This window comes from Actinomycetospora callitridis (assembly GCF_028737265.1).
GTDB classification, from domain to species: domain Bacteria; phylum Actinomycetota; class Actinomycetes; order Mycobacteriales; family Pseudonocardiaceae; genus Actinomycetospora; species Actinomycetospora callitridis.
On the sequence record NZ_JAQZAK010000001.1, the window covers coordinates 126,128 to 148,416 of the forward strand.

Consider the following 22,289-nt stretch of genomic DNA (forward strand, 5'->3'; position numbering starts at 1 on the left):
GTGCTCACGGTGCCGTGTCGGGGGTCCCGGCGTCTTGGACGTTCCCGATCTCCTCGGCGAGCCAGCGGGTGGGCGAGCAGCCGGCGAGCGCGCCGAACTCCCGCGTGAGGTGGGCCTGGTCGGCGTAGCCCCCGTCGGCGGCGATGTCCGCGAGCCCGAGGGGCCCGCCGGCGACCGCGCGGGCGGCGAGGCGGCGCCGGGCGCGGTCGAAGCGGGCCATCCGCCCCGCGACCTTCGGGGCCACGCCGATCTCGGCGCGGAAGCGCTGGCCGAGGTGACGCTCGCTCCAGCCGACCTCGTCGGCGAGCGCGTGCACGGGCACCGTGCCGGCCGACCCCACGAGCCGACGCCAGGCACGGCGCACCTCGGGCGCGACCGGGCGCCCCGGGGAGTCGACGGCCAGCGCTCGCTGCAGGACGTCGTCGAGCACGGCGAAGCGCCCGTCCCAGCCCTCGGCGGCCTCGACCCGCTCCTCCATCTCGCGCGTCACGGCGCCGAGGACGTCGTCGCCGTCGACGGTGATCCCAGCGAGGTCCGAGGCGGGCCGCCCGAGCAGGGCCCGCGCCGCGAGGGGGTCGAGCACGACGTGCACCCCGGACTGGCGCCCGTCATGGACGATCTCCTCGGGCGTCGTGTGCAGCCCGCCGATCGCCGTGCGGCGCCGGGCCAGACCGCCGTCCGGCGTGCGCATGACCAGCGGCTCGCCGAACGTGACGATCAGTGTCAGGTACGGCGAGGGCAGGCCGCGGTGCACGCCCGGCGGGCCGCCGCGCAAGTCGTAGCCGTGGTAGGCGACGTGCCCGCGCAGAGCGGCGCCGGGCACCCCCGACCGTCCGTCCGACACCGGCTCCACCCTCCCAGTGTGGCCCCGGCGGACGGCGATCGGAACGGTCCGTGGCGGACCCCCGCTCCGCCGCGCGAGGATGCGCACCGCACCCCGACCCCGGACGATGTGGAGAGACGGCCTTGATCCTGATCAACGTCAAGTGGACCGTGAAGCCGGAGTACGCCGAGCAGTTCCCGTCCCTGGTCAAGGACTTCACCGACGCGGTGCGCCAGGAGCCCGGCAACATCTTCTTCGAGTGGTCCCGGCACCTCGAGGAGGACAACACGTACGTCCTCGTCGAGGCGTTCCAGGACGACGCCGGCGACGCGCACGTCCAGTCCGACCACTTCCGGACGTTCGTCGCGCAGGCGCCCGACTGGGTCTCGCAGAAGCCGAAGATCATCAACGTCCAGAACGTCCCGCAGGACGGCTGGGGCGAGATGGGCGAGATCGAGCCCCGCTGAGAGGGACACCGGTGGACCGCGGCGCCGGGCCGGCCGGGTCAGACCCCGACCGGCTCGCGCTCCGCGGAGGCCGCCGCCCGCTGCAGCAGTCGCCACGCCCCGAGAGCGGTCAGCGTCAGGACGGCGGCACCGAGCGCCGCGGCGCCCTGCATGCCGACGACGAACGCCTCCCGTGACGCGGTGACGAGCGCGTCGCCGGCTCCGGGCTCCAGCGCCCCGGCGTGGGCGATCGCGCCGCCGAGGGTCTCCTGCCCCGTCCGCGCGGTGAAGACGGCCGCGGCGAGGCTGCCGAGCACCGCGGTGCCCAGCGCTCCGCCGAGCTCGTAGCCCGTCTCGGAGATCGCCGAGGCGGCACCGGCCCGGTCGGCCGGGGCGGCGGCCAGGATCAGGTCGTTGGTCAGGGCCTCCGAGAGCGCGACGCCCGCTCCGAGCAGTGCGAACCCGACCACGACCCCGGCGAGCCCGCCGAGGACGGCGACGAGGGCGAGGCCCGTCGCGGCGGACCCGAGCCCGAGCCCGACGAGCGCGGGCGGCGTGAGCCGGCGCGCCATGCGCGTGGCCAGGAGCGCGCCGGTCACCCCGGCGACGGAGCCGGGCAGCATCCACAGCGCGGCCTCGAGCGGGGAGTAGCCGAGCACCGACTGCAGGTACTGCGGCAGCAGCAGGAGCAGGCCGACCAGCGCGAACACGCCGAGCAGGTTCGTCGTCACGGACACCGAGAACGACGGGCGGGAGAACAGCCCGAGGTCCAGGAGCGGGTGCGCGAGGCGGCGCTGGCGCCGGACGAACAGCGTGCCCGCGACGACGCCCACGACGGCGGAGAGCGCCGCCCCGACGGTCGGGCCCTCGGTCGCGACGGTCTTGAGGGCGGACACCAGCGGGAACATCGCGACGAGCGACAGCGCCGCCGAGGCGAGGTCGAACGGGCCCGGATGCGGGTCCCGGCTCTCGGGCAGGACGAACGGGCCGACCGCCAGCAGCAGCACGATCACCGGGACGTTGATCAGGAAGACCGAGCCCCACCAGAAGTGCTCGAGCAGCACGCCCGCGACCACGGGACCCGCCGCCGCGCCGCCGGAGAACGCGGCCGACCACACGGCGACGGCGGTGGCCCGGCGGCCCGGCTCGGGGAACGTGGTCTTGATCAGCGAGAACGTCGAGGGCATGAGCGTCGCCCCGCCGAGGCCCAGCAGGGCGCGGGCGACGACGAGCGTGCCGGCCGTGGGCGCGAACGCCGCGAGCACCGAGGCGATGCCGAAGGCCGCGGCGCCCCACATCAGCAGGCGGCGTCGCCCGACGCGGTCGCCGAGCGTGCCCATGGTGACGAGCAGGCCGGCGAGCACGAACGAGTACGCGTCGACGATCCAGAGCTGCTCGGCGGCCCCGGGGTCCAGGTCCTCCGCGAGCACCGGCAGTGCCGCGCCCAGCACCGTCATGTCGATGCTGATGAGCAGCACCGGCAGGACGAGTGCGGCCAGCGCGATCGCGGGCGACCGGCGGGACATGGCGAGCCTCCGAGCGGGAGCACAAGTGTCTACACCGTCCAGACGGTGTAGTTTCCGACGACGGTGAAACTACACCGGCTGGACGGTCTACTGTCAACGCCGTGCCACGCCCGTCACAGCGCGACCGGATCCTCGACGCGTACACGGACCTCGTCGTGACCTCCGGTCCCGAGACCGTGACGCTCGACGCCGTCGCGAGCGCCGCGGGGGTGTCCAAGGGCGGGCTGCTCTACCACTTCGGGTCGCGGGAGGCCCTGCTCGAGGGGCTGCTGGCGCGGGCCCGGGCGCTCAACGACGACGACCTCGCCGCGGCCCGGTCCGCCCCGGAGGGCGTCGCGCGGTACTACCTGCGCACGTCGATCGACGAGCCGGCCGCCGCGAGCCCCGTCTACCGGGCGACGGTCGCGCTGATCAAGCTCGCGACCACCGAGCCCCGCGCGGCAGAGGCGACACGCCGCTGCCTGGCGGGGTGGCGGACGGCGCTCACCGAGGAGCTCGGCGACCCGTTCGCCGCCGACCTGGTGGCCGCGGTGGGCGACGGCATCTACCTGCGCGCGATCGTCGGCGACTCCAGCGAGGGCCTCGGCGGGGCGATCGAGGAGGTGCTCCGGCGGGCCGGAGCACGGTGAACGGGGCGGTCGGCGGCCGGTCCGACGGCGTCGTCCACGGCCCCCGTCGGCCCGGCGGTCGCCGTCGTGCGGCGAGGGCGCCCGCGCGGGGCCGGGACGTGACGAGGTGCCCGCCGCATTTCCGCTGGTCGACGCCAGGTGTCGGTGGTCGAGGACACGGTGTGAGCCCCCGGCCCCTGACGCATCCTGTCAAGGTGGAGCAGCCAGAGGAGCCGGACCGGGCCGCCGAGGAGATCGCCGCCGAACGGGCCGTCGACCCCTACCGCGCCCCCTTCGACGCGATGGTGCGCGCGCTGGCGGTCCAGGACCCGCGGTTCGTCCGCCGGGTCAGCGTCCCCAGGGCGCGCCGTCTCGGCGTCGGTCACCTGATGCTGCTCGCGGGACTGGTGAGCACCCTGCTGGTCGGTGTCCTGCCCCTCGCGGTCGGGGTCCACACGGGGTCCGTCGTCCTGTTGGTCATCGGCGCCCTGGGCTCGACCCTGCTGCCGGCCGGCGCCCCGCTGGCCGTGCGCATCGTCCTGCACCGGATGCGCCCGCTGATGCGCTGAGGCCGGTGCGCCCTAGACGGCGACCGCGTCCACGCGCCGCCGCAGGGTCGGCAGGTCGCGCACCACGATGCTGCGTCCGTCCTTGACCAGCACGCCCTCGGCGACGAGGCGCGAGAGCTCGCGGCTGAGCGTCACCCGGGTCAGCCCGACCATGAGCGCGAGCTCGTCCACCGGCGGCCGCACGGACAGGCGCGCCGACGTCCCGAGCGCCCCGTTGCCGTAGGCCTCGACGAGGTGCCCGAGCAGCAGGATCACCCGCTCGCGGGCGGGCAGGCCGTCGAGGAACACGTGCAGGTGCAGCACCCGCTGCTTGTGGGACACCCGGCGGACGACCTCGACGAGCAGCTCCGGGTCGTCGCGGGCGGCGGCGACCAGGGCGTCGCGACCGACGGCGAGCAGCTCGCACGGCGTGATCGCGGTGGCCGACACCTGGTTGAGGCCGCCGTCGAAGCAGACGCCCTCGCCCAGGCTCGCGCCCGGTTCGGCCCAGGAGATCACCCGCACCGTGCCGTCGGGACGCAGCATGTGGATCCGGACGCGGCCGCTGACCACGACGTGGAACGACGACGACGGCTCGCCCTGCCGGTAGAGGTGCTCACCGGCGCGGACGGGGCGCGGGACGCCGAGCGCCTCGATCCGCCGGCTGACGGCACCGGGCTCGCCGAGCAGGAAGGGCGAGACGGTCGGCGAGGGTGGAACGTCGTGCGGAGCCATCGCCGTCCTCCGATCCGTCCGCCGGAGCGCGGGTGAGGGCAGGCTACGGGCCGGACGAGCGTCCCGGAAGGGACGCTCGTCCGGCCGTGCTCAGGCTGCCGCGCGGACGGGCGTGGAGGAGATGGACTCGGCGTTGGTGTCGGGCAGCGCGATGGTGCACAGGAGGCTGATCACCGACAGGCCCGCGAGCAGCACACCGATCGCGAGGCTCGACCCCAGTCCCGCCACCAGTGCGGTGGCGATCAGCGGGACGACGCCGCCGCCGAGCACGCCGGCGAGGTTGTAGGACAGGCCCGCGCCGGTGTAGCGGTAGTGCGTCGGGAAGAGCTCCGGGAGCTGTGCGCCCTGCGGACCGTAGGCGATGCCGACGACGCCGAGCACCAGCGAGAGCCCCAGCCCGAACGCCCACGCGGTGCCGATGTCGAGGATCGGGAACGCGATGATGCCGCCGACGATGGCGGACGCGTTGCCGATGATGATCATCTTTCGCCGCCCGACGCGGTCGGACAGGATCGCGCCCACGATGGTGGTCGCGGCGAAGACGAGGCCGCCGATGATCCCCATCGCGAGCACCGTGGTGCGCGGCAGTCCGAGCTCCTGCGTGCCGTAGCTCGTCAGGTAGGTGACGCCGATGTAGAAGAACGCGAACACGGCCATCGTCGAGCCCGCACCGAGCAGTACCCGGCCCGTGTGCGTGCTCAGCACCTCCATGACCGGCATGCGCGTGCTCGTCGTCTTCTCCCGGGCCATGAACGCCGCGGTCTCCGTGATGGCGAGCCGCACGTAGAGACCGACGGCGACCAGGACCACGCTGCCGATGAACGGCACCCGCCAGCCCCAGGCCAGGAACGCCTCGTTGCTCATGGTGAGCGCGGTGGTCAGGAAGGTGGCGCTGGCCAGGGCGAAGGCCAGCGACGGGCCGAGCTGCGGGAACAGTGCGTACTTGCCGCGCATCTTGCCCGGCGAGTTCTCCGCGGTGAGCAGCGTCGCGCCGGCCCACTCCCCGCCGACCGCGAGGCCCTGCAGGATGCGCAGCAGCACGAGCAGGATCGGCGCGGCGATGCCGATGGCACCGGTGGTGGGCAGCAGGCCGATGGCCAACGTCGAGAGGCCCATGACCAGCAGCGTCGTCACGAGCGTGCGCTTACGGCCGAGCTTGTCGCCGAAGTGCCCGAAGAGCACCGAGCCGAACGGGCGGGCCACGAAGGCCACGCCGAACGTCGCGAGTGCCAGCGCCGTGCCGGCCGCCGCCCCGAGCGAGGGGAAGAAGACCTTGTTGAACACGAGCGCGGCGGCGGTGCCGTAGATGAAGAAGTCGTAGAACTCGATCACCGTGCCGGTCATGCTCGCGATCGCGATGCGGCGCATGGGTGGTGACGCGCCGGCGGGCGCGGCGTCGCTCTGACTCACGGAGCCTCCTGAACGTTCGTACGGGTACGCCGAGTGTCCGGTTCAGGAAGATTGAGGTCTGTATCGCACACTACAGACGGAACGTGTCCCCGCGTGCTCGCCGAGGTACACACCGTAGCGTGGTCGGCTCAGACATCTCGGGGGATCGATGACGATCTTGGTGGCCGTCACCGACGACGGCACGGGGGCCGTGGCGCTCGGCGCCGCGCTGGCCGAGGCGGCCTGGCGGGACACCGCGGTGGTGGCGCTGAACCTGGGTGTCGGCCCCCTCACCGTCCCGGCCGGCGCGACGGTCACCGTCGTCGACCGCACGTCCGGGGTCGAGGACGGTGACGCGGTGCTCGAGCGGCTGGAGGCGGACACCGACGTCGACCTGCTGGTCATCGGCGTCCGCCGCCGCAGCCCGGTGGGGAAGGCGTTCCTCGGCGACGTCGCGCAGCGGCTGCTGCTCGAGGCCGACGTGCCCGTGCTGGCGGTGAAGACCTAGCGCGCTCCGCGAGGGGGGAGAACCCGCCCGCCTCCCGATCGGTGTGGCCGACCCGTGCCGGTGCTGTGACCATCGGCCGGTGCCGCGATCCCCGGAGCTCCGCCTCACCGTCGCCGGCGCCGCGGTGGTGGGCGTGGCCTACGGGATGGGCCGGTACGCGTTCGGTCTGACGCTCCCGGCGCTGCGCGGGGACCCGTCGCTCTCGGCGGACGGTCTGGACGACGCCGTCCTCGGCCTCATCGCCTCCGCGTCCTTCGCCGGCTACCTCGCGGGTCTGCTGCTCGCGCCCGTGCTGAGCCGCCGCCTGGGGCCGCGGGCCCCGACGACGGTCGGGAGCGTGTGCGGCGTCATCGGCGGCATCCTCGCCGCGGTGGCGCCGTCGCCGGCGGTGCTCGCGGTCGGCACCGTGCTCGCCGGCAGCGCCGCGGGGTGGGTGTGGCCGGCGTACTCCGACCTCGCGGCCGCCGTCGTCGACGCCCCCCGCCGCCCGCGGGTCCTGGCCGTGATCAGCACCGGGACGAGCGGGGGCCTGGTGGTCTCCGGGCTCGTCGCGCTCGCGGTGATGGCCGTGCCCGGCTGGCGGCTGGTGTGGGTGGCGATCGCGGTCGCGTCCGCGGCGGCGGGCCTGCTGAACCTGCGGGGGACGCCCGCGGTGCGACCCTCGCGCACCGGGCCGGCGGGACGGATCCCGCTGCGCGGCCTCGCGGTCCCGACTCTCTACTCGGTGGCCTTCCACGTCGGCGTCACGACGTTCTTCACCTGGGCCGCCGACATGCTGCGCCGCGGCGGGCTCGACGCCGGGCTCGCCGGCGTGCTCTACGCCCTGGTCGGGGTGGTCGGCCTCGTCGCGCTCGGCACGGGCGGCTGGTGCGCGCGGTTCGGGACGGTCCGCGTCGCCGCCGCGTGCCTGCTGTCGATCGCCGCGTCGCTGGTGATCCTCGGCGCGGGCGCCGGGTCCGCCCTCGTCGCGCTCGGCGCCGCGGTCGTGTTCGCGCCCGGGATCATGGGCGGGGCCGCCGTGCTCGCCGTGTGGACCGCCGAGATCGCCCCGGACCGGTCGGGCGAGGCGCTGACGGTCGTCGTCGCCGTCGGGGCGCTCGCCGCGGTGATCGCCCCGGCCGTCGTGGGCCTGCTCCTCGGGCTCGTCAGCCTGACCGCCGTCCTCGTCGGGCTGGCCGCGCTCCTCCTGGTCACGGCCGGCGGCCTGCTCACGGCTCGAAGCGGTACCCCCGCCCCACCTCCGTGACGAGGTGCCGCGGGCGCGCGGGGTCGGGCTCGGCGCCCGCGTTTTCACGTCCCGTCGGCCCGGTGTGACGCGGCATGCTGGAGCCGTGAGCGCACCCGAGGTGAAGCGAGTGGGGATCCTGCTGTTCGACGGCGTCGAGGAGCTCGACGCCGTGGGTCCGTGGGAGGTCCTGTCGTGGTGGACGGCGAACTTCCCCGAGGATGGCTACGCCGCGACCCTCTTCTCGGTGGATGGCGGGCCGGTGACCTGCGCGAAGGGCATGACGATCGTCCCGCAGCACTCGGCCGACGACGTCGGGCCGCTCGAGGTGCTCCTGCACCCGGGTGGGCGCGGCACGCGGCCCCAGGTCGAGGACCCTGCACACCTCGACCGCGTGCGGGCCTGGCGCCGCGACGTGCCGCTGATGACCAGCGTGTGCACCGGCTCGCTCGTCTACGCCGCCGCCGGCCTGCTCACCGACCGTCCCGCCACGACGTACCACGGCCAGCTCGACACCCTCGCCCAGCTCGATCCGAGCGTCGAGGTCCGCCGCGACGACCGCTACGTCGACTCCGGTGACGTGATCACCAGCGCCGGCGTCTCGGCCGGCATCGACATGGCGTTCCACCTCGTCGTGCGCCTCGTCGGCGTCGAGCGCGCCCGGCAGGTCCGCCGGGGCATCCAGTACGACCCCGAGCCGCCGGTCTAGCCGTCACGACATCTCGGCGAGCTCCCGCAGCACCGCCATCGCGTCGTCGCGGCGCTCCCACGGCACGAACAGGTGGTCGTGGTGGAAGCCGGCGACGGGGTTGGTGCCGATCCCGGCGTCCGCGAGCACCCGGGTGATCACGGCGAGGAAGCCGACGGCCTCGAGGGCCGAGGCCACGCGCAGGGTGATCCCCGCGCAGGGGAACGCGCCGACCAGGTCGTGGGCGTCGGCGTCGTCGGAGGTCACCACCGCCGAGAGCCCCTCGTCCTCGCGCATCGTCGCGAGCGGCACGAGCCCGTCGGGGAGCTCGGGCACGGAGACGAACACGTAGCGGTCGGCGTGCAGCACCGGGTCCATCCCGGCGAGAAGTCGGGAGGGATCGGTGTCGCCGGGCACCCGCGCATCCTCCCGCTCGTCGTCACGGCGGACAGCGGGCCGTCGGATCGGCCGACCGGGTCCGGAGCGACCCCGGGAACGGCCGAGGGCCCGGGGCGGATCGTGCTCGCCCCGGGCCCTCGGCCGCCGGTCAGATCTTCTGCACCTCGACGAAGTCGGCGTAGACGATCACGTTGGAGAGGTACGACCGGGCGCTCCGGTCGTAGTCCCCGCCGCAGGTGATGAGCCGCAGCTGGGGGTTGGCGGTGTCGTTGTAAACCGCGTCCGTCGGGAACGAGTCCTTCGGGATCGTGTCCACCCGCGACACCTCGAACACGGCGCGCTGGCCGTCGGCACGGTCGATGAAGACCTGCGCGCCGGCGACCACGTCCTTCAGGTTCACGAAGATGCCCGGCCGGCCGCCGCCGTTGACGTGACCGAGGACGATGCTCGGCCCGACCTCACCCGGCGTCGGGCTCTGGTCGAACCACGACGCCTGCATCGGCTCGGAGACCGGCGGCACCTCGAGGCTGCCGTTCTCCTGGAGCCCGGTCGGGACGAGCGACGACTCCGCGGAGATCGACGGCACGGTGACCCGGGTCGGGGCCGAGGCGGCCAGCGGCGCGGGCGAACCGAAGCCCGAGGGACCGGACGAGTTCATCCCGACGACCAGGGCCAGGCCCACCAGGACGACGATCAGACCGATCGAGACGTTCGTCATCGAGATCCCGGACTTCTGCTCCGGGCCCTTGTCGGTGATGCTCATCCGCTCGCTCAGTTCCCCGTGTCGACGCCGCCGGACGGCACACGCTTGACCTGGGTCGCGTACACCTCACCGACGGGGCGGTAGTCGTACCAGTAGTGGTTCACCGTGCTGTTGAAGTAGCAGACGGTGCGGGCGTGGCTGTAGCCGGAGCCGTGGCGGTAGCCCGAGCCGTAGTTGTCGCCCTCGTCGGTCGTGGTGAGGGTGGCGCCGCTCGTGTCGATGTCGGCGTCCGTGTCCGCGTCGCTGCCCGAACCCGAGTCCGTCGTCGGCTCCGCCGCCCGGAGGCCCTGCGTCTCGCTGGGGCCCGACCCGCCGCCGAGACCACCGATCGGGAGGTCCGTGGTCGGGAGGTCCGTGGTCGGCAGGTCCGTGGTCGGGAGGTCCGTGGTCGGCAGGTCCGTGGTCGGGAGGTCCGTGGTCGGCAGGTCCGTGGTCGGCAGGTCCGTGGTCGGGAGGTCCGTGGTCGGCAGGTCCGTGGTCGGGAGGTCCGTGGTCGGCAGGTCCGTGGTCGGGAGGTCTGTCGTCGGCAGGTCCGTGGTCGGGAGACCGTCGACGAGGTCGGTCAGGGTGTCGGTGAGGGCGTCGAGCGGGCTGTCGGTGCTGCTGTCCGTGGAGCTGTCGGTGCTGCTGTCCGTGGAGCCGTCGCCGTTGCCGTCGTGGCGGGGGTGGTCGTAGCTCGACACCTCGACGCAGGTGTTGCCGCCGGTGTAGTCGGTGGCGGACGCCGATCCGACCCCGAGCGATCCGATGAGCAGCACCCCGGCCCCGAGCACCAGGAACCGCTGACCTCTTCCTTGACTGTTCATACCCTCTCTCCAGTCCCCGGCCCGTACCGGCCTGATCCGTGCGCTGACCGTCGCCCCGTCGACATGTCCCTGTCGGCGATCACCCGTTCGTTGTTACTCATCCGTCGCATCGTGACGAAAGCGTTAGCTCAGGCGCCGGACAGCGCTCTCCGCCGATGACGCGATCACGCTGCCCCCGGGGACGAGGACCGGTTCCGGTTCCGGAGCCGACTCCGCTTCCGGGTCCGAGGGCTCGCGGGCCTCCGGGACCGTTCGTTCTCCTGGCTCCTCCTCGGCCGCCGGCTCCGCCACCGGACGTCGTCGACGCCGCCGCGCGAGCCGGTCACGCACCCACCACAGGACCTGCTCGGCACGCTCGGGTGGGAGGAAGGCGAGGTAGAGGGTCACGATCGCCAGGCTGAAGAAGCCGACGGCGAGGGTGAGCTCGATGGAGAGATGGAGGAGGACACCGAGGGCGAGCACCCAGGGCCGGGCTGCCCGGTTCCACACGAGGACGCCGATGGCCAGCTCCGCGGCGACCGTGCCGTAGGTCGCCAGCTCGGTGAGGAGCGGCGAGTTCGTGATGAACGACGGCACCGGGAGGCGGCTGACCTCACCGATGCGCACGGCGTACGAGACCGCCGTGCCGTCGCGCCAGCCTCCGCCGGCCGCCTTCTCCCAGACGGTGGAGATGTAGATGACGCTGAGCTGGATCTGCGCGAGCCGCAGGGCCCACGGCGCTCGACGAGGGAAGGTCCACAGACGTCCGGGGTCGGCGCGCCATCGGTCCACCGATACCGCGGACCCCGCCGGCATCAGGAGCAGGTAGAAGGCGATGACTCGCAGCAGTCCGTCGCCGGCGTTGAACGCGAGCGGGGCGGACCGGCTCACCGACATCATCACCACGAACACCACCAAGGCCGCCAGCCGCGTGCGGAAGCCGACGGTGAGCGCGACCGCGCCGAGCACGCCCGCCGACCACAGAACCCAGATCAGCGGCGAACCCTGAACCAGGGTGAACAGCGTCCACACGCCGGGTGCCAATTCGCGCACCGGGATGGCGCCCTCGTGGCCGAAGAATGGTTCGAGGATGGGGATGAGTGACAGCATCCAGAGGGTCGCGAGGAACCCGAAGGCAATGCGGAGGACCTCGACGGGGGCCGTGGACCGCGGGGCGAACCAGAAGCGGTCCCACCCGTGGCGCAGACGGGTCCAGGGCCGGGTCATCGCTGACTCACCGGCACGGTGAAGAAGGGGATGTCCCGCCACGTTCCGCCACTGGGCTCCGGGCTTCCTGGTGGGGGGTTCGCGTGGTTGACGCGCACCAACGTCACGCGCACCGGCTGGTGCCCGGTGGCGCGGTCCTGGTCCGCGATCCACCCCGCGAAGGCCGTGCGCTCTCGCTCCGCCGCGCGCTTCTTCCACAGCTGCTCGCCGTACTTGCGCCAGCGGTAGTCCCAGTACTCGGCGAGCCCGTCGCTGCCCTCCAGCGGGTAGACACCGACGGTGCCGTCCACGCGGTCGACGCGTGCCACGACCAGGTTCGTCGTGCGGGGCGGACTCGGGGCGAAGACGCCCCACGCCTGGTCGAGACCGGTCACCAGCAGGAAGGGCCGGGTCAGGTCGAGCAGCCCGTTCTTGATCTCCGACTTCGGGGCGGTGCTGGCGAGCATCCCCAGCAGGGTCAGCACGATGAGCGCCGAGATGCCGAAGTACTTGCCGCGGCTCATCGGGGCCGGTTCGTCGACGTCCTCAGCAACCGGCTCCGGGGTCTCCGGCTCCTGGGTCGTCGTCTCCATGCTCCCCGACCTCTCACGCAGGCGTGTCGTTCTGGAGAGGAATCGGTGGAACGCGCTGAGCGTTACGGAGCAGTTGTCGTCACGGTTCACCTCATCGATCGCTGAGGTGTCGCTACGGTGTGCGCCGTGATCGCGCCGCGAGTCCGGGCCTGTGCCCTGGTCGTCCTGCTGGCCGCGCTCACCGCGCTGCTCGCCCCGGTGGCCTCGGCCCACGAGTCCACCCCGGTCGGCGTCCAGCGCATCGAGCTCTCGCTCGGTGCGCGCACGCTCGCCCTCACGATCACCGCGCCACCCGAGGGCGGCGGGCGCATGCCGGTGGTGGTGCTCCCGCGCGGCGAGGCGCCCCCGGGTGACGTCACGCTCGCGGCCGTCCGCCCGGGCGAGGGCCCGGCGACGGCGCCGGTCGTCGCGCCCGGGGCGCCCGTCGGGCAGCCGCACGAGGTCGTCCTGACCGCCGACGGGGTCGGCGCCTGGGAGATCGCGGTCGCCGACGGCGCGACCGTCGCCCGGATCCCGATCACGGTCGCCGCCCCCGCCCCGACTCCCGGGTGGGTGTGGGCCGTGCGGATCGGCGCGGTGCTCGGCGTCGTCGCCCTGATCGCGGCCCTGGCCCCGAGCGTGCGGCAGCGTCCCCGCCTGGCCCTCGCGCTCGGCGCGGCCGCGATCGTCGGCCTGACGATCGCCGCGACCGCCGTGGCGACGGCGCCGGCGACCTCGGCGGCCGCCACGCCGGCCGCGGCGCCGGTGGACCCGGCGGCGGCGCCGGCCGGGGGCCACGCGGGTCACGGTGGCGGCGCGTTGCCGGCCACGGCTGGGACGCCCGCATCGGACATGTCGGCCATGGGTCCCGGAGCCGTCGTCGTCACGGCCCGGACCGGCCCCGGCGCGCAGGCCGGCGCCCCGACCGATCTCGAGCTCGACCTCACCGACGGCTCCACCGGCGCCGCGGTGGACGACCTCACGATCCACGACGACGCCCTGATCCACCTCGCGGTGATCGGCCCGGACGGGCGGCTGGCGCACGTCCACCCGGTCCGGATCGCTCCCGGTCGCTACGTGGTCCGCGTGCAGCCGGCGACCGGCGGGCGCTACGGCGTCTTCGCCGAGATGGAGCGCGCCGGGGACGGCGGCCACCAGGTCGCCCGCACGGCGTTCGACGTGGGCGGGCCCGCGGCTCCGGCGACCCCGGCCGCCCCGGGCGCGGGGGTCCGCGAGGTCGCCGGCACGGACGCCGAGGTGATCGCCCCGGCCGCCGTCGCCGGTCGGCCCACCCGCGTCTCGGTCGCCTTCACCGGGGGCGGTGGCGCCCCGGTGACCGATCTCCAGGGCTGGCTGGGCATGGGGGGCCACCTGATGCTGCTCGGTCCCGGTCTGCGTGGCGTGCCCGACCCGGGCGATCCCGCGTCGGCGTTCGGGCACGTCCACGACATGGGCGCGGCGGGACCCGCCGGCACGTACGGCCCGCAGGTCGGCTTCGACTACACCTTCCCGCGCGCCGGCCGCTACGCGCTGTGGGTCCAGGTGCAGCGCGACTGGCAGATCATCACTGTGCCGGTGACGGTCGACGTGGCCCCCGCGGCGGCGCCGACGCCGTGATCACCGCACCGCGAACCGGCGCACGAGGCGACGCTGGCGGTGGGCGAAGAAGGCGACCAGGACCGGTCGCAGCACCGGCCCCGCCCACCTCAGGAGGGCCCGCGGCTCGAAGGTCACGCGGTCGGTGATCGTCGTGGCGCCGTTCGGAGCGGGTGCCACGGTCCGCTCGTGGACCCAGCGGCGCATCGAGGCCATCGTCGACTCCTCGAGGAAACGTCGCCCCGGCTCGAGCTCGGTGATCACGAGATCGTCGTGGTCGAACGGGACGACCCCGAACAGTCGCAGCCGGGCGCGTCCGAGGGGCTCGCCCACACGGACGGCCTCGATGCTCCGGACGTCCGCGTCCCGGGGGAACGACATCGTCATCCACGGCCGCATCTCGTCGTTGATGCCCTCCGGGGTGACCACCCGCCGCCACACGACGCCGGTGTCGGCGGGGACGAGCGAGGACAGCACGAAGGCCCACACCCCGCCCATCCTCGGGATGTGACGCTCGCCGTCTCGGCGGGGGTGACCCGGCGTGAGAGCGTGCGTGCCGTGCGGACGGTGCAGGTGGTCGGGATCGGGCTGGGCGACCCGGGTCAGCTGACCCTGGACGCGGTGGAGGCGCTCGGCGGGGTCGACGTGGTGGTGCTCCTGCACAAGCCCGGGCCCGCCGACGAGCTGACCGCGATCCGGGCGGCGATCGTCCAGCGCTTCGCGCCCCAGGCCCGGGTGGTCGAGCGCGACGACGCCGTGCGCGACCGTGCCTCCGCCGACTACGAGGGCGCCACCGAGCGCTGGCGCGACGAGCGCGCGGCCCTCTACGAGCAGACCCTGCTCGACGAGGTGCCCGACGGCGGCTCCTGCGGCCTGCTCGTGTGGGGCGACCCGGCGATCTACGACGGCACCGTCGAGATGCTCCACCGCCTCGACGCCCGCGGCCGGGTGGACCTCGACTGGCGGGTGGTGCCCGGTCTCGGGGCGCCGTCGGTGCTGGCCGCGGCTCACCGCACGACGCTGACCCGCACCGCCCGCGCCGCGACGATCACACCGGCGCGACGCGTCCTCGACGACAGCGTGGACTCCGGCGAGGCCGACCTCGTCGTCATGCTCGACGGGTCGAAGGCGCACGGGCTCGAGCACCTGCCCGACGACGCGACCGTCTACTGGGGCGCCTACGTGGGCACCGGCGACGAGGTGCTGATCTCGGGACGCGTCGGCGACGTGCGCGAGGAGATCCTCGCGGCCCGCATCGAGCACCGGGAGCGCAAGGGCTGGCTGATGGACACCTACCTGGTGCGCCGCGCGTAGGTCTGTTCCGGGGGCCGCAGGTTCCGCGCGGGTGCCCCGCCCAGGGTGCGCAGCCACCGGGCGATGTCGTCCGCCCCGCCCTGGACGGCGGCGTCCAGGGGCGTCCCGTCGTACGAGGGCTGGCAGCGGTTCAGCTCCGCCCCGTGCCGCAGGAGGATCTCCGCGCACTCCCGGTGCCCGTGGCGACAGGCGCTCCAGAAGGCGACGTCGATCTCGTCCCAGCCCGGCGTGGGGGAGACGTGCAGGAGCGCGGTGACGGTGTCGTCGAGACCCGTCGCCGCGGCGTCGACGAGGGTGACTGGCTTCACACGACGTCAGTGTGGGTGATCGAGGCCGGGCTCGCGAATCGGCGGCACACAACCGGCCGCCCCGAGCGAACGCAGGTTCCACCGCCCGCCGCGTCCGGTGAGCACGGCGAGGGTGAGCGGGGCCACGTCCACGCGCCACGCCCCGGCCGGTCCGGCCCCGAGCGCGTGGGCGACGGCGGCCCGGACGACGGGCGGGTCGACGACGGCGAGGCCGACGGAGCGTTCCTCGCCCGGCAGACCGTCCATCCAGCCGGCGACCCGGTCGACGAGGGCCCGCAGTGATTCGCCCCCGGGCGGCCCCGCCTCGGCGTCGATCATCCAGGCCTGCAGCGCGGCGGGGTCCCCGGCGGCCAGGTCGGCGGGGGACCGTCCGGCCCAGGCCCCGGGATCGGGCCCGGTCGGGGCGTCGGCGTCGGGCTCCCGGCCCGGCAGCGCGAGCGCCGTCGTCTCCCGACACCGGGCCGACGGCGCGCACCACAGGAGGTCCGGCTCCCGGAGACGTCCCGCGAGCTCGCCCGCGGTGCGCCGGCCTCCGGCGTCGAGCGGCTCGTCGCGTGGGAAGCGGGCGGCCCGGGAGGCCTCGGTGGCGGCGTGGGCGAGCAGGTGCAGTCGCACGGGTGCTTCCTAACTGCTGGTCCGGGTCTCGCGCACGAGGGCCACCACGACGGCGAGCAGCACGAGCCCGGTGGCCGGGGCGATGATCGTCCACGGCGCGCGCTCGACGTAGGCCAGGGAGTCCGCGAGCACCGCGCCCCACTCCGGCGAATCGGGCGCCGCACCCAGGCCGAGGAAGCTCAGCGCGGCGATCCCGAGCGCGGCGTGCGGCACCCGCGCCAGCCCGTGGCGCATCACCGGTCCGACGACCGCGGGCAGCACGTGACGCCGGGCGACGCGGGCGGGCGACGCACCGGCCAGGACCGCGGCCCGGACGTAGCCCGAGACGCGGGCCTCGGCGGCGAGCGTCCGCGCGTGTACGGCGAGGGGCACCCAGCCGACCGCCGCGACGGCGATCGCCGCGCCGAGCAGGCCGGGCCCGGCGATCGCGGCGACGACGAGCCCGACGACGACGGGCGGCAGCGCGTTGAGCACGTCCGCCGCCCCGGCGCGGGTCGACCGCGCCCCGACGCCGATGAGCAGGCCGACGACCAGGCACGCCGCGGTCACCGCGACCGCGGTGCCGACCGTGAGCAGGGCGCCGTGCGCGACCCGGGCCCACAGGTCGCGGCCGAGCGCGTCGGCACCCAGCGGCGCCGACCACGACGGCGCGGCGAGCCGGCGCCCCTCGACCACGGCCGACGGGTCGCGGGGCAGGCCGGCCAGCACGACCGCGGCGAGCACCCCGGCCGCGGCCCACGGGGCCCAGGAGCTCCCTCGTCCACCGGGAAACGGCACGCCCGCCGGGAGCTCGCCGCCCGAGCGCGCCGGCCCGAGCAGCGCCCGGTGGGCGAGCACCCCGACGCCGCCGAGGCCCAGCCCGAGCAGCACCAGCAGCATCACGGCGGCCTGGGCGACGGGCAGGTCCTGGGCGAGCACGGCGTCCAGCGCGGTCGAACCGACGCCGGGCACGCCGAAGAGCTGCTCGACGGCGACGGCGCTCCCGAGCAGGCCGACGACCAGCAGCGCGATCTGGGGCACCGCCGTGGCCACCGCCCGCCGGGCGACGCCGAGCGCGATCGTCGCCGGCGTCGTGCCCCACGAGCGCCACGTGCGCACCCACGGCTCGGCCAGCGCCGATTCCGTCGCCGACGACAGCATCCGCGCGAGCAGGCCGCCCGCGGGCAGGCCGAGCGCGAGCGCCGGGAGCACGAGGTGCGCCGGACCGGAGAACCCCGTGCTGGGCAGCAGACCCCACGCGACGGCGACGACGGCGACGAGCACGGCGCCCAGCGCGATCTCGGGCACCGCACCCAGCACCGAGGCGAGGACGGCGGAGCCGCGTCCGGCGTCGCCGGTCCCGCGGCGGACCGACCGCGACACGCCCGGCGCGAGCAGACCGAGCGCCGCGACGGCGGCGACGACCGCGGCCGCGACGGCCAGCGTCAGCGAGACCCCGATCGCCGTGAGCACCTCCGGGGCGACCGGGCCCCGCGAGACCCACGAGGTGCCGAGGTCGCCGGTCAGCACCCCGCCGAGCCAACCGAGCGCCCCGCCGACCGGGTTCGTCGGCAGGTCCAGCTCGGCGCGCAGGGCGTCGAGCGTGGCCGGGTCGACCCCGCGCTCGGGGTAGCGGGTCCGCAGGACGGTCGCGGCGGGATCGGAGTCCCACAGCCACGGCAGCGCGGCGAGCACGACGGTCAGCACCACCACCGCGAGGCCGGCGGAGGCCCAGGGCAGGAGGCGCCGAGCGGCGGTCATCGCCGGGTGGAACCGGTGATCAGGAACTGCTCGTCCGGGTCCTCGGCCACCCCGGTCACGCCGGCGCCCACGCCGACCCGCGCGCGCTCGGTGACGTGCGGGACGACCGCGTCGGCTTCGAGCACCCGGCCCTCGACCTCGAGCGCGGCGCGTCGCCGGGCCTCGACGTCGCTGGCCGCCGCGCCCGTCGCGAGGAGCGCGTCGGTGGCGGGATCGCAGTAGCGGGCCTGGTTGTAGCTGCCGGCGCACGAGAAGTCGCTGGCCAGGTAGCCCACCGGGTCGCCGGTGTCGAGCTGCTGCGAGCGGCTGATGATCACCGCGTCGAAGGCGCCGGTACCGAGCCGGGCCTCGAACGCCGAGCTCTCGAGCACGGTGACGTCGACGGTGAACCCGCCGCGACGCAGGGCGTCGGCGTCGGCCGCGGCGATCTCGGGGAGCTCGGCGCGGTCGGAGTAGGTCGCGAGGCGGATTCGCTGCCCGGCGACCGCACCAGGGGCCGTCACGGGATGCGGGGGACGGGCGCCTGCCCAGGGGGTGGCCGGACCGAACAGGCCGGCGGCGGCGTCCGCGCGCCCCTCGTAGATCGTGCCGGCGACGTCGACGGCACCGATCGCGGTACGGGCCGCGGCACGCACCCCGGGGTCGGCGAACACCGGCGACCGCTGGTCGAGGTACACCGCGACGCTGCGCGGCAGCGGGACGCCGACCACCTGCTGCGGCGGCGCGATCGCGGCCACCTGCGAGACCGGGATCGCCTCCGCGACGTCCAGCTCCCCGGCCCGCAGGCCGTTGGCGCGGGCGACGCCGTCGGCGAGGAAGCGCGCGTCGATGCCGGGCGCGGCCACCGGGCCGCGCCACGACCTCGGGTTGGCGTCGAGGGCGGCCCCGGTGGAGCTGTCGACGCGGGTGAGCACGAACGGACCGGTGCCGGCGCGGACGGGGCTCGGGCGGGTGGGGTCGGCGTAGGCGCCGGGCGCGAGGATCACGAGCTCCGGCGACGCCAGGCGCTGGGGGAGCACCGGGTCGGGCGCGGGTGTCGTCACCACGACGCCGTCGGGGCCGTCGGCCCGCGCGGTGAGGGCCGGTCCCGTCCCGGCGAGCGAGGCCAGCGCGCGGGGCGTCGGGGTGGCCGCGGCGGCGCGGGTGAGGCTGCCGACGACCGCGTCCGGGGTCAGCGGCGAGCCGTCGTGGAAGGTGACGCCGGGACGCACGGTGAAGCGCCACTCCGTGGGCGCGACCCGGGTCCAGGCCGTCGCGAGCGCCGGCGTCGGCGTGCCGCCCTCGAGGACCACCAGCGGCTCGGTGACGCCGAGCCGTGTGGCGAGCGTCGCCTCGTTGCCGTACGGCGAGAGGCCCGACGTGGGCGGGAAGGACAGACCCACCCGCAGCCGGCCGTCGGCGGCGTCGCCGCCCCCGGATCCGCTGAAGCAGCCGGTGAGGGCGAGACCGAGGACGGCCAGGAGGACGGCCAGCCGGCGGGTCATCGGGAGTTCCTCTCGGCGGGGGTCAGGGGCGGGTCGGGCTGCAGGGCGGGGACGCGGCGCACGAGGATGCCCATGACGACGGCGCTGGCCAGGGGCAGGGCGGCGGTGACGGCCCACGGCAGGGCGGGCGGGCCCCCGGCCTCGAGCAGGGCGCCGAGCAGGGCGCTCCCGCCGAGCACGGCGAGGCCGCCGCCCGAGGCGAGCACGCCGAAGTACGCGCCGAGGCGCCGTTCGCCGGCGAGGCGGCCGACGGCGTCCTGCGCCACCGGTACGACGGTCATCTGCCCGAGCGTCAGCAGCACGACGAAGACGACCGCGGGCACCGGGCCCGCCGTCCCGAGCCCGATGAGCACGGCGGTCGCCGCGAAGGCGAGGGCGAGCACGCCGAACCCCCCGGGCAGCGCGCGGGCACCGAGACGGCGGCGCACCAGCGCGGCCAGCGGGATCTGCCCGAGCACCACGAGCACCGCGGACAGGACGAAGAGCAGGCCGAGCAGCCCGCCCGCCCCGACGCGCTCCAGCTCGACGGGCAGCGTGAGGTAGAGCTGGTTGTAGCTGAGCAGCCAGGTCGAGTAGGACGCGGTGAACGCGAGGAACGCGGGGTTGCGCAGCACCTCGCCCCACCCCGCGAGCACGGGCTCACCGGCGTGCGCCGCCGGCCGTCGCGGCATCCCGCGGGCGAAGGCGACGAGGACGACGACGAACACCCCGGCCGCGGCGAGCGCGGTGGCCGCGAAGTCGACGGTCAGCAGCAGCGACCCGAGCACCGGGCCGAGGACGACGCCGACCTCGCCGGCGACGCCGAACATCGCGAACGCCTCGCTACGCGTCGGCCCGTCCTCGCGCTCCAGCTCCCCGGCGCGCCGGGCCAGCTCGGCCTCGACGGCCGGGGAGAACAGGGCCGCGGCGAAGCCCGTCGCGACCGTCCCGGCGACGAGCAGGACCGCGCCGTCGGCCAGTGCGAGGAGCAGGAACCCGAGGATCCGCACGACGAACCCGGTGAGCGCGACCGGGCGGGTGCCGAAGTGGTCGGCGAGCGCGCCGCCGAGGAAGAACAGACCCTGCTGGCTGAACGTGCGCAGGCCGAGCAGGAGCCCGACGAGTGCGCCGCCGAGCCCGAGGTCGCGGGTGAGGTGCAGCGCGAAGAACGGCAGCACCAGATAGAAGCCGGTGTTGAAGGCGAGCTGACCGAGCACGATCAGCCGGATCGGGCCGGGCAGCTCGGAGAGCCGTCCGAGCACCGACCAGCGGCGCAGCAGGGCCCTCATCCGACTCCCACCCCGAGCACGGCGCCGAGCAGGACACGGGTGGCGTCGGCGGCGGGACGCGCGAACACCGCGGCGATCGGGCCGGTCTCGACGACCCGTCCCGCGTCCAGCACCGCGACGTCGGCGCAGAGCCGCGACGCGATGCCGAGGTCGTGGCTCACGAGCAGCAGCTGGGTCCCCGACGCCCGGGTGAGGTCGCCGACGAGCGCCACCAGGCGGCGCCGGGTCGTGGGGTCGACGGCGCTGAACGGCTCGTCGGCGATCAGGACGTCCGGACGCGGCGCGAGCGCGCGGGCCAGGGCGATGCGCTGGCGCTCGCCGCCGGAGAACGCGGCGGGCCGGCGTTCGGCGACGGCCGGGTCGAGGCCGACGGCGTCGAGGAGCTGGGCGACCCGGGCCCCGTGGTCGCCGTCGACGCCCAGGCACTCGAGGGGTTCGCGGATGCTCGCGCCGACGGGCAGCCGCGGGTCGAGCGAGCTGCCGGGGTCCTGGGGGACGACGCCGACCGAGCGCCGCAGGGCTCCCGGCGAGCGGGGAGACACCGCCTCGCCGCGGAACCGGACCTGGCCCGTGTCCGGCGCCTCGAGGGCGAGCAGCAGCCGCAGCAGCGTCGACTTGCCCGAGCCGGAGGCCCCCACGATCGCGAGGTCGCGCCCGACGGGGACGGCGAGGTCGACCCCGTCGAGCGCCGTGCGCGCCACCCGGCGCCACGGCCGGTCGCCGGGCACGGAGTAGCGGCGAACCACACCCTCGAGCGCGAACGTGGCCGTCATGCCCGCACCTCCGGCACCGACAGCCGCGCGGCCTCCACCAGCTCGCGCGTGACCTCGTGCTCCGGCGCGGCGAGGACCTCGGGCACGGTGCCGGACTCGACGACGCGCCCGCCGGCGAGCACCACCACGTGTTCGCACACCGCGGCGAGCACCCCGAGGTCGTGGGTGACGAGGAGCAGCGCGGTCCCGGCGGCGGCCAGGGAGCGGTCGACCCGGTCGAGCAGGGCGCGGGCCACGGGCGGGTCGAGCGCGGCGGTCGGCTCGTCGGCCACGAGCAGACGGGGCCGGCAGGCCAGCGCGGCGGCGAGGGCGACCCGCTGACGTTGCCCGCCGGAGAGCTGCGCAGGACGGGCCCGCGCCAGCTCGGCGGGCAGGTCGACCTCGGCGAGGAGCTCGGCCGTCCGCGCCCGGGCCCCGGCGCGGTCGAGTCCCTGGTGGCGACGCAGCGGCATGGCGAGCTGGCGGCCGACCGGCAGCAGCGGGTGCAGGGCCACCGCGGAGTCCTGGGCGACGAGCGCGACGCCGCTCCCCCGGACGTCGGCGAGCGCGGGCTCGGACGCGCCGACCAGCTCGGTGCCCGCGACGCGCACGCTGCCGGTCGCCGTCGCCCCGGGGGGCATCAGGCCGGCGACGGCGGCGGCGGTCAGGGACTTGCCCGCGCCCGACGGCCCGACGAGGCCCCACCGCTCGCCGTCCCCGATCCGGAGGGCGAGACCGTCGACCCCGGGAATCCCGCCGACGAGCACCCGGAGATCACGGATCTCGACGATCGCGGAGGTCGACATCGGCCGAGACCCTATGCCAGCTCTGGGGAGGTGCGAGCTGTGCGTTACAACGCAACCACGCAGAAGCATGTCTGCATCCGTTGCCAACTAGATGCAGTAGACAAGGTGGGAGCGCCCGCCCCCGGGGTGTGGCACGCGCTGCTCAGGAGACATACCTCATCACCTGCTGAGGTGTTGACGATCGT

25 protein-coding genes are annotated in these 22,289 nt (G+C 75.2%); 8 read left to right on the top strand and 17 right to left on the bottom strand.

The features are described from left to right. Window positions 1–4: 4 nt before the first annotated feature. A complete protein-coding gene (locus tag PH191_RS00600; RefSeq protein WP_274192688.1) occupies window positions 5–853 on the bottom strand; it encodes a helix-turn-helix domain-containing protein in 849 nt (282 codons plus the stop codon). Between the two features lie 113 nt (window positions 854–966). On the opposite strand from PH191_RS00600, the gene PH191_RS00605 reads away from it, so the two are divergent. Continuing rightward, window positions 967–1,290: a putative quinol monooxygenase gene (locus PH191_RS00605; protein WP_274192689.1), complete on the top strand. Its 324-nt coding sequence runs from the start codon at window positions 967–969 to the stop codon at window positions 1,288–1,290. Window positions 1,291–1,328: 38 nt separating this feature from the next. On the opposite strand, the gene PH191_RS00610 is transcribed toward PH191_RS00605, so the two are convergent. Beyond that, on the bottom strand, window positions 1,329–2,795 hold the full coding sequence (locus PH191_RS00610) for an MFS transporter (RefSeq protein WP_274192690.1): 1,467 nt from the start codon (window positions 2,793–2,795) through the stop codon (window positions 1,329–1,331). Window positions 2,796–2,896: 101 nt separating this feature from the next. Here PH191_RS00610 and PH191_RS00615 point away from each other — a divergent pair, with 101 nt between their 5' ends. Together PH191_RS00615 and PH191_RS00620 are read left to right on the top strand one after the other, a co-directional pair. Then, window positions 2,897–3,424 (top strand): TetR/AcrR family transcriptional regulator, encoded by a 528-nt coding sequence (locus tag PH191_RS00615; RefSeq protein ID WP_274192691.1) that lies wholly within the window; start codon window positions 2,897–2,899, stop codon window positions 3,422–3,424. A 194-nt stretch (window positions 3,425–3,618) separates the two neighbouring features. Further along, entirely contained in the window at window positions 3,619–3,972 is a 354-nt protein-coding gene (locus PH191_RS00620; protein ID WP_274192692.1) for a DUF3040 domain-containing protein, read from the top strand. A 12-nt stretch (window positions 3,973–3,984) separates the two neighbouring features. Here PH191_RS00620 and PH191_RS00625 read toward each other — a convergent pair whose 3' ends face one another. Further along, window positions 3,985–4,686: a Crp/Fnr family transcriptional regulator gene (locus PH191_RS00625; protein ID WP_274192693.1), complete on the bottom strand. Its 702-nt coding sequence runs from the start codon at window positions 4,684–4,686 to the stop codon at window positions 3,985–3,987. A 90-nt stretch (window positions 4,687–4,776) separates the two neighbouring features. Next, window positions 4,777–6,096 (bottom strand): MFS transporter, encoded by a 1,320-nt coding sequence (locus PH191_RS00630; RefSeq protein ID WP_274192694.1) that lies wholly within the window; start codon window positions 6,094–6,096, stop codon window positions 4,777–4,779. Between the two features lie 148 nt (window positions 6,097–6,244). Between PH191_RS00630 and PH191_RS00635 the strand changes: the two genes are divergently transcribed. The 3 genes from PH191_RS00635 (at window position 6,245) to PH191_RS00645 (ending at window position 8,517) form a co-directional block, all read left to right on the top strand. Continuing rightward, complete coding sequence (locus PH191_RS00635; RefSeq protein ID WP_274192695.1) at window positions 6,245–6,583, top strand: universal stress protein; 339 nt, start codon at window positions 6,245–6,247, stop codon at window positions 6,581–6,583. Between the two features lie 79 nt (window positions 6,584–6,662). Then, the gene (locus PH191_RS00640; protein WP_274192696.1) at window positions 6,663–7,829 is read left to right on the top strand and encodes an MFS transporter; all 1,167 of its coding nucleotides are present in this window, start codon (window positions 6,663–6,665) and stop codon (window positions 7,827–7,829) included. Window positions 7,830–7,914: 85 nt separating this feature from the next. Continuing rightward, on the top strand, window positions 7,915–8,517 hold the full coding sequence (locus PH191_RS00645) for a DJ-1/PfpI family protein (protein ID WP_274192697.1): 603 nt from the start codon (window positions 7,915–7,917) through the stop codon (window positions 8,515–8,517). Between the two features lie 3 nt (window positions 8,518–8,520). On the opposite strand, the gene PH191_RS00650 is transcribed toward PH191_RS00645, so the two are convergent. The 5 genes from PH191_RS00650 to PH191_RS00670 all read right to left on the bottom strand — a co-directional run bounded on the left by PH191_RS00650 (window position 8,521) and on the right by PH191_RS00670 (window position 12,242). Continuing rightward, window positions 8,521–8,913 (bottom strand): ACT domain-containing protein, encoded by a 393-nt coding sequence (locus tag PH191_RS00650; protein WP_274192698.1) that lies wholly within the window; start codon window positions 8,911–8,913, stop codon window positions 8,521–8,523. Window positions 8,914–9,043: 130 nt separating this feature from the next. Beyond that, window positions 9,044–9,658 (bottom strand): class F sortase, encoded by a 615-nt coding sequence (locus PH191_RS00655; RefSeq protein WP_274192699.1) that lies wholly within the window; start codon window positions 9,656–9,658, stop codon window positions 9,044–9,046. Between the two features lie 8 nt (window positions 9,659–9,666). Next, window positions 9,667–10,464, bottom strand: coding sequence for a hypothetical protein (locus PH191_RS00660; RefSeq protein ID WP_274192700.1), 798 nt, complete (start codon window positions 10,462–10,464; stop codon window positions 9,667–9,669). Between the two features lie 123 nt (window positions 10,465–10,587). Then, window positions 10,588–11,670, bottom strand: a complete 1,083-nt coding sequence (locus PH191_RS00665) for an HTTM domain-containing protein (protein WP_274192701.1) — start codon at window positions 11,668–11,670, stop codon at window positions 10,588–10,590. Continuing rightward, entirely contained in the window at window positions 11,667–12,242 is a 576-nt protein-coding gene (locus tag PH191_RS00670; protein WP_274192702.1) for a hypothetical protein, read from the bottom strand. The genes PH191_RS00665 and PH191_RS00670 overlap by 4 nt, the downstream gene beginning before the upstream one ends. Window positions 12,243–12,368: 126 nt before the next feature. On the opposite strand from PH191_RS00670, the gene PH191_RS00675 reads away from it, so the two are divergent. Further along, window positions 12,369–13,838: a hypothetical protein gene (locus PH191_RS00675; protein WP_274192703.1), complete on the top strand. Its 1,470-nt coding sequence runs from the start codon at window positions 12,369–12,371 to the stop codon at window positions 13,836–13,838. On the opposite strand, the gene PH191_RS00680 is transcribed toward PH191_RS00675, so the two are convergent. Further along, window positions 13,839–14,306: an SRPBCC family protein gene (locus tag PH191_RS00680; protein WP_274192704.1), complete on the bottom strand. Its 468-nt coding sequence runs from the start codon at window positions 14,304–14,306 to the stop codon at window positions 13,839–13,841. A gap of 69 nt (window positions 14,307–14,375) precedes the next feature. On the opposite strand from PH191_RS00680, the gene cobF reads away from it, so the two are divergent. After that, on the top strand, window positions 14,376–15,131 hold the full coding sequence (gene cobF / locus PH191_RS00685) for a precorrin-6A synthase (deacetylating) (RefSeq protein WP_274192705.1): 756 nt from the start codon (window positions 14,376–14,378) through the stop codon (window positions 15,129–15,131). On the opposite strand, the gene PH191_RS00690 is transcribed toward cobF, so the two are convergent. From PH191_RS00690 to PH191_RS00720, 7 genes are read right to left on the bottom strand one after another with little or no spacing between them, the layout of a single operon-like run. Continuing rightward, entirely contained in the window at window positions 15,110–15,439 is a 330-nt protein-coding gene (locus PH191_RS00690) for an ankyrin repeat domain-containing protein (RefSeq protein ID WP_274192706.1), read from the bottom strand. The genes cobF and PH191_RS00690 overlap by 22 nt on opposite strands. A gap of 6 nt (window positions 15,440–15,445) precedes the next feature. Next, complete coding sequence (locus PH191_RS00695) at window positions 15,446–16,054, bottom strand: histidine phosphatase family protein (protein ID WP_274192707.1); 609 nt, start codon at window positions 16,052–16,054, stop codon at window positions 15,446–15,448. A 9-nt stretch (window positions 16,055–16,063) separates the two neighbouring features. Next, the gene (locus PH191_RS00700) at window positions 16,064–17,794 is read right to left on the bottom strand and encodes an ABC transporter permease subunit (protein WP_274192708.1); all 1,731 of its coding nucleotides are present in this window, start codon (window positions 17,792–17,794) and stop codon (window positions 16,064–16,066) included. Further along, window positions 17,791–19,278, bottom strand: a complete 1,488-nt coding sequence (locus tag PH191_RS00705; protein WP_274192709.1) for an ABC transporter substrate-binding protein — start codon at window positions 19,276–19,278, stop codon at window positions 17,791–17,793. The genes PH191_RS00700 and PH191_RS00705 overlap by 4 nt, the downstream gene beginning before the upstream one ends. Continuing rightward, window positions 19,275–20,546 carry an MFS transporter gene (locus PH191_RS00710; RefSeq protein ID WP_274192710.1) on the bottom strand — a complete coding sequence of 424 codons (1,272 nt, stop codon included), beginning with the start codon at window positions 20,544–20,546 and terminating at the stop codon, window positions 19,275–19,277. The genes PH191_RS00705 and PH191_RS00710 overlap by 4 nt, the downstream gene beginning before the upstream one ends. Further along, complete coding sequence (locus tag PH191_RS00715; RefSeq protein WP_274192711.1) at window positions 20,543–21,319, bottom strand: ABC transporter ATP-binding protein; 777 nt, start codon at window positions 21,317–21,319, stop codon at window positions 20,543–20,545. Before PH191_RS00715 ends, PH191_RS00710 begins: the two co-directional genes overlap by 4 nt. Further along, window positions 21,316–22,104, bottom strand: coding sequence for an ATP-binding cassette domain-containing protein (locus PH191_RS00720; protein ID WP_274192712.1), 789 nt, complete (start codon window positions 22,102–22,104; stop codon window positions 21,316–21,318). Before PH191_RS00720 ends, PH191_RS00715 begins: the two co-directional genes overlap by 4 nt. Window positions 22,105–22,289: the final 185 nt, after the last annotated feature.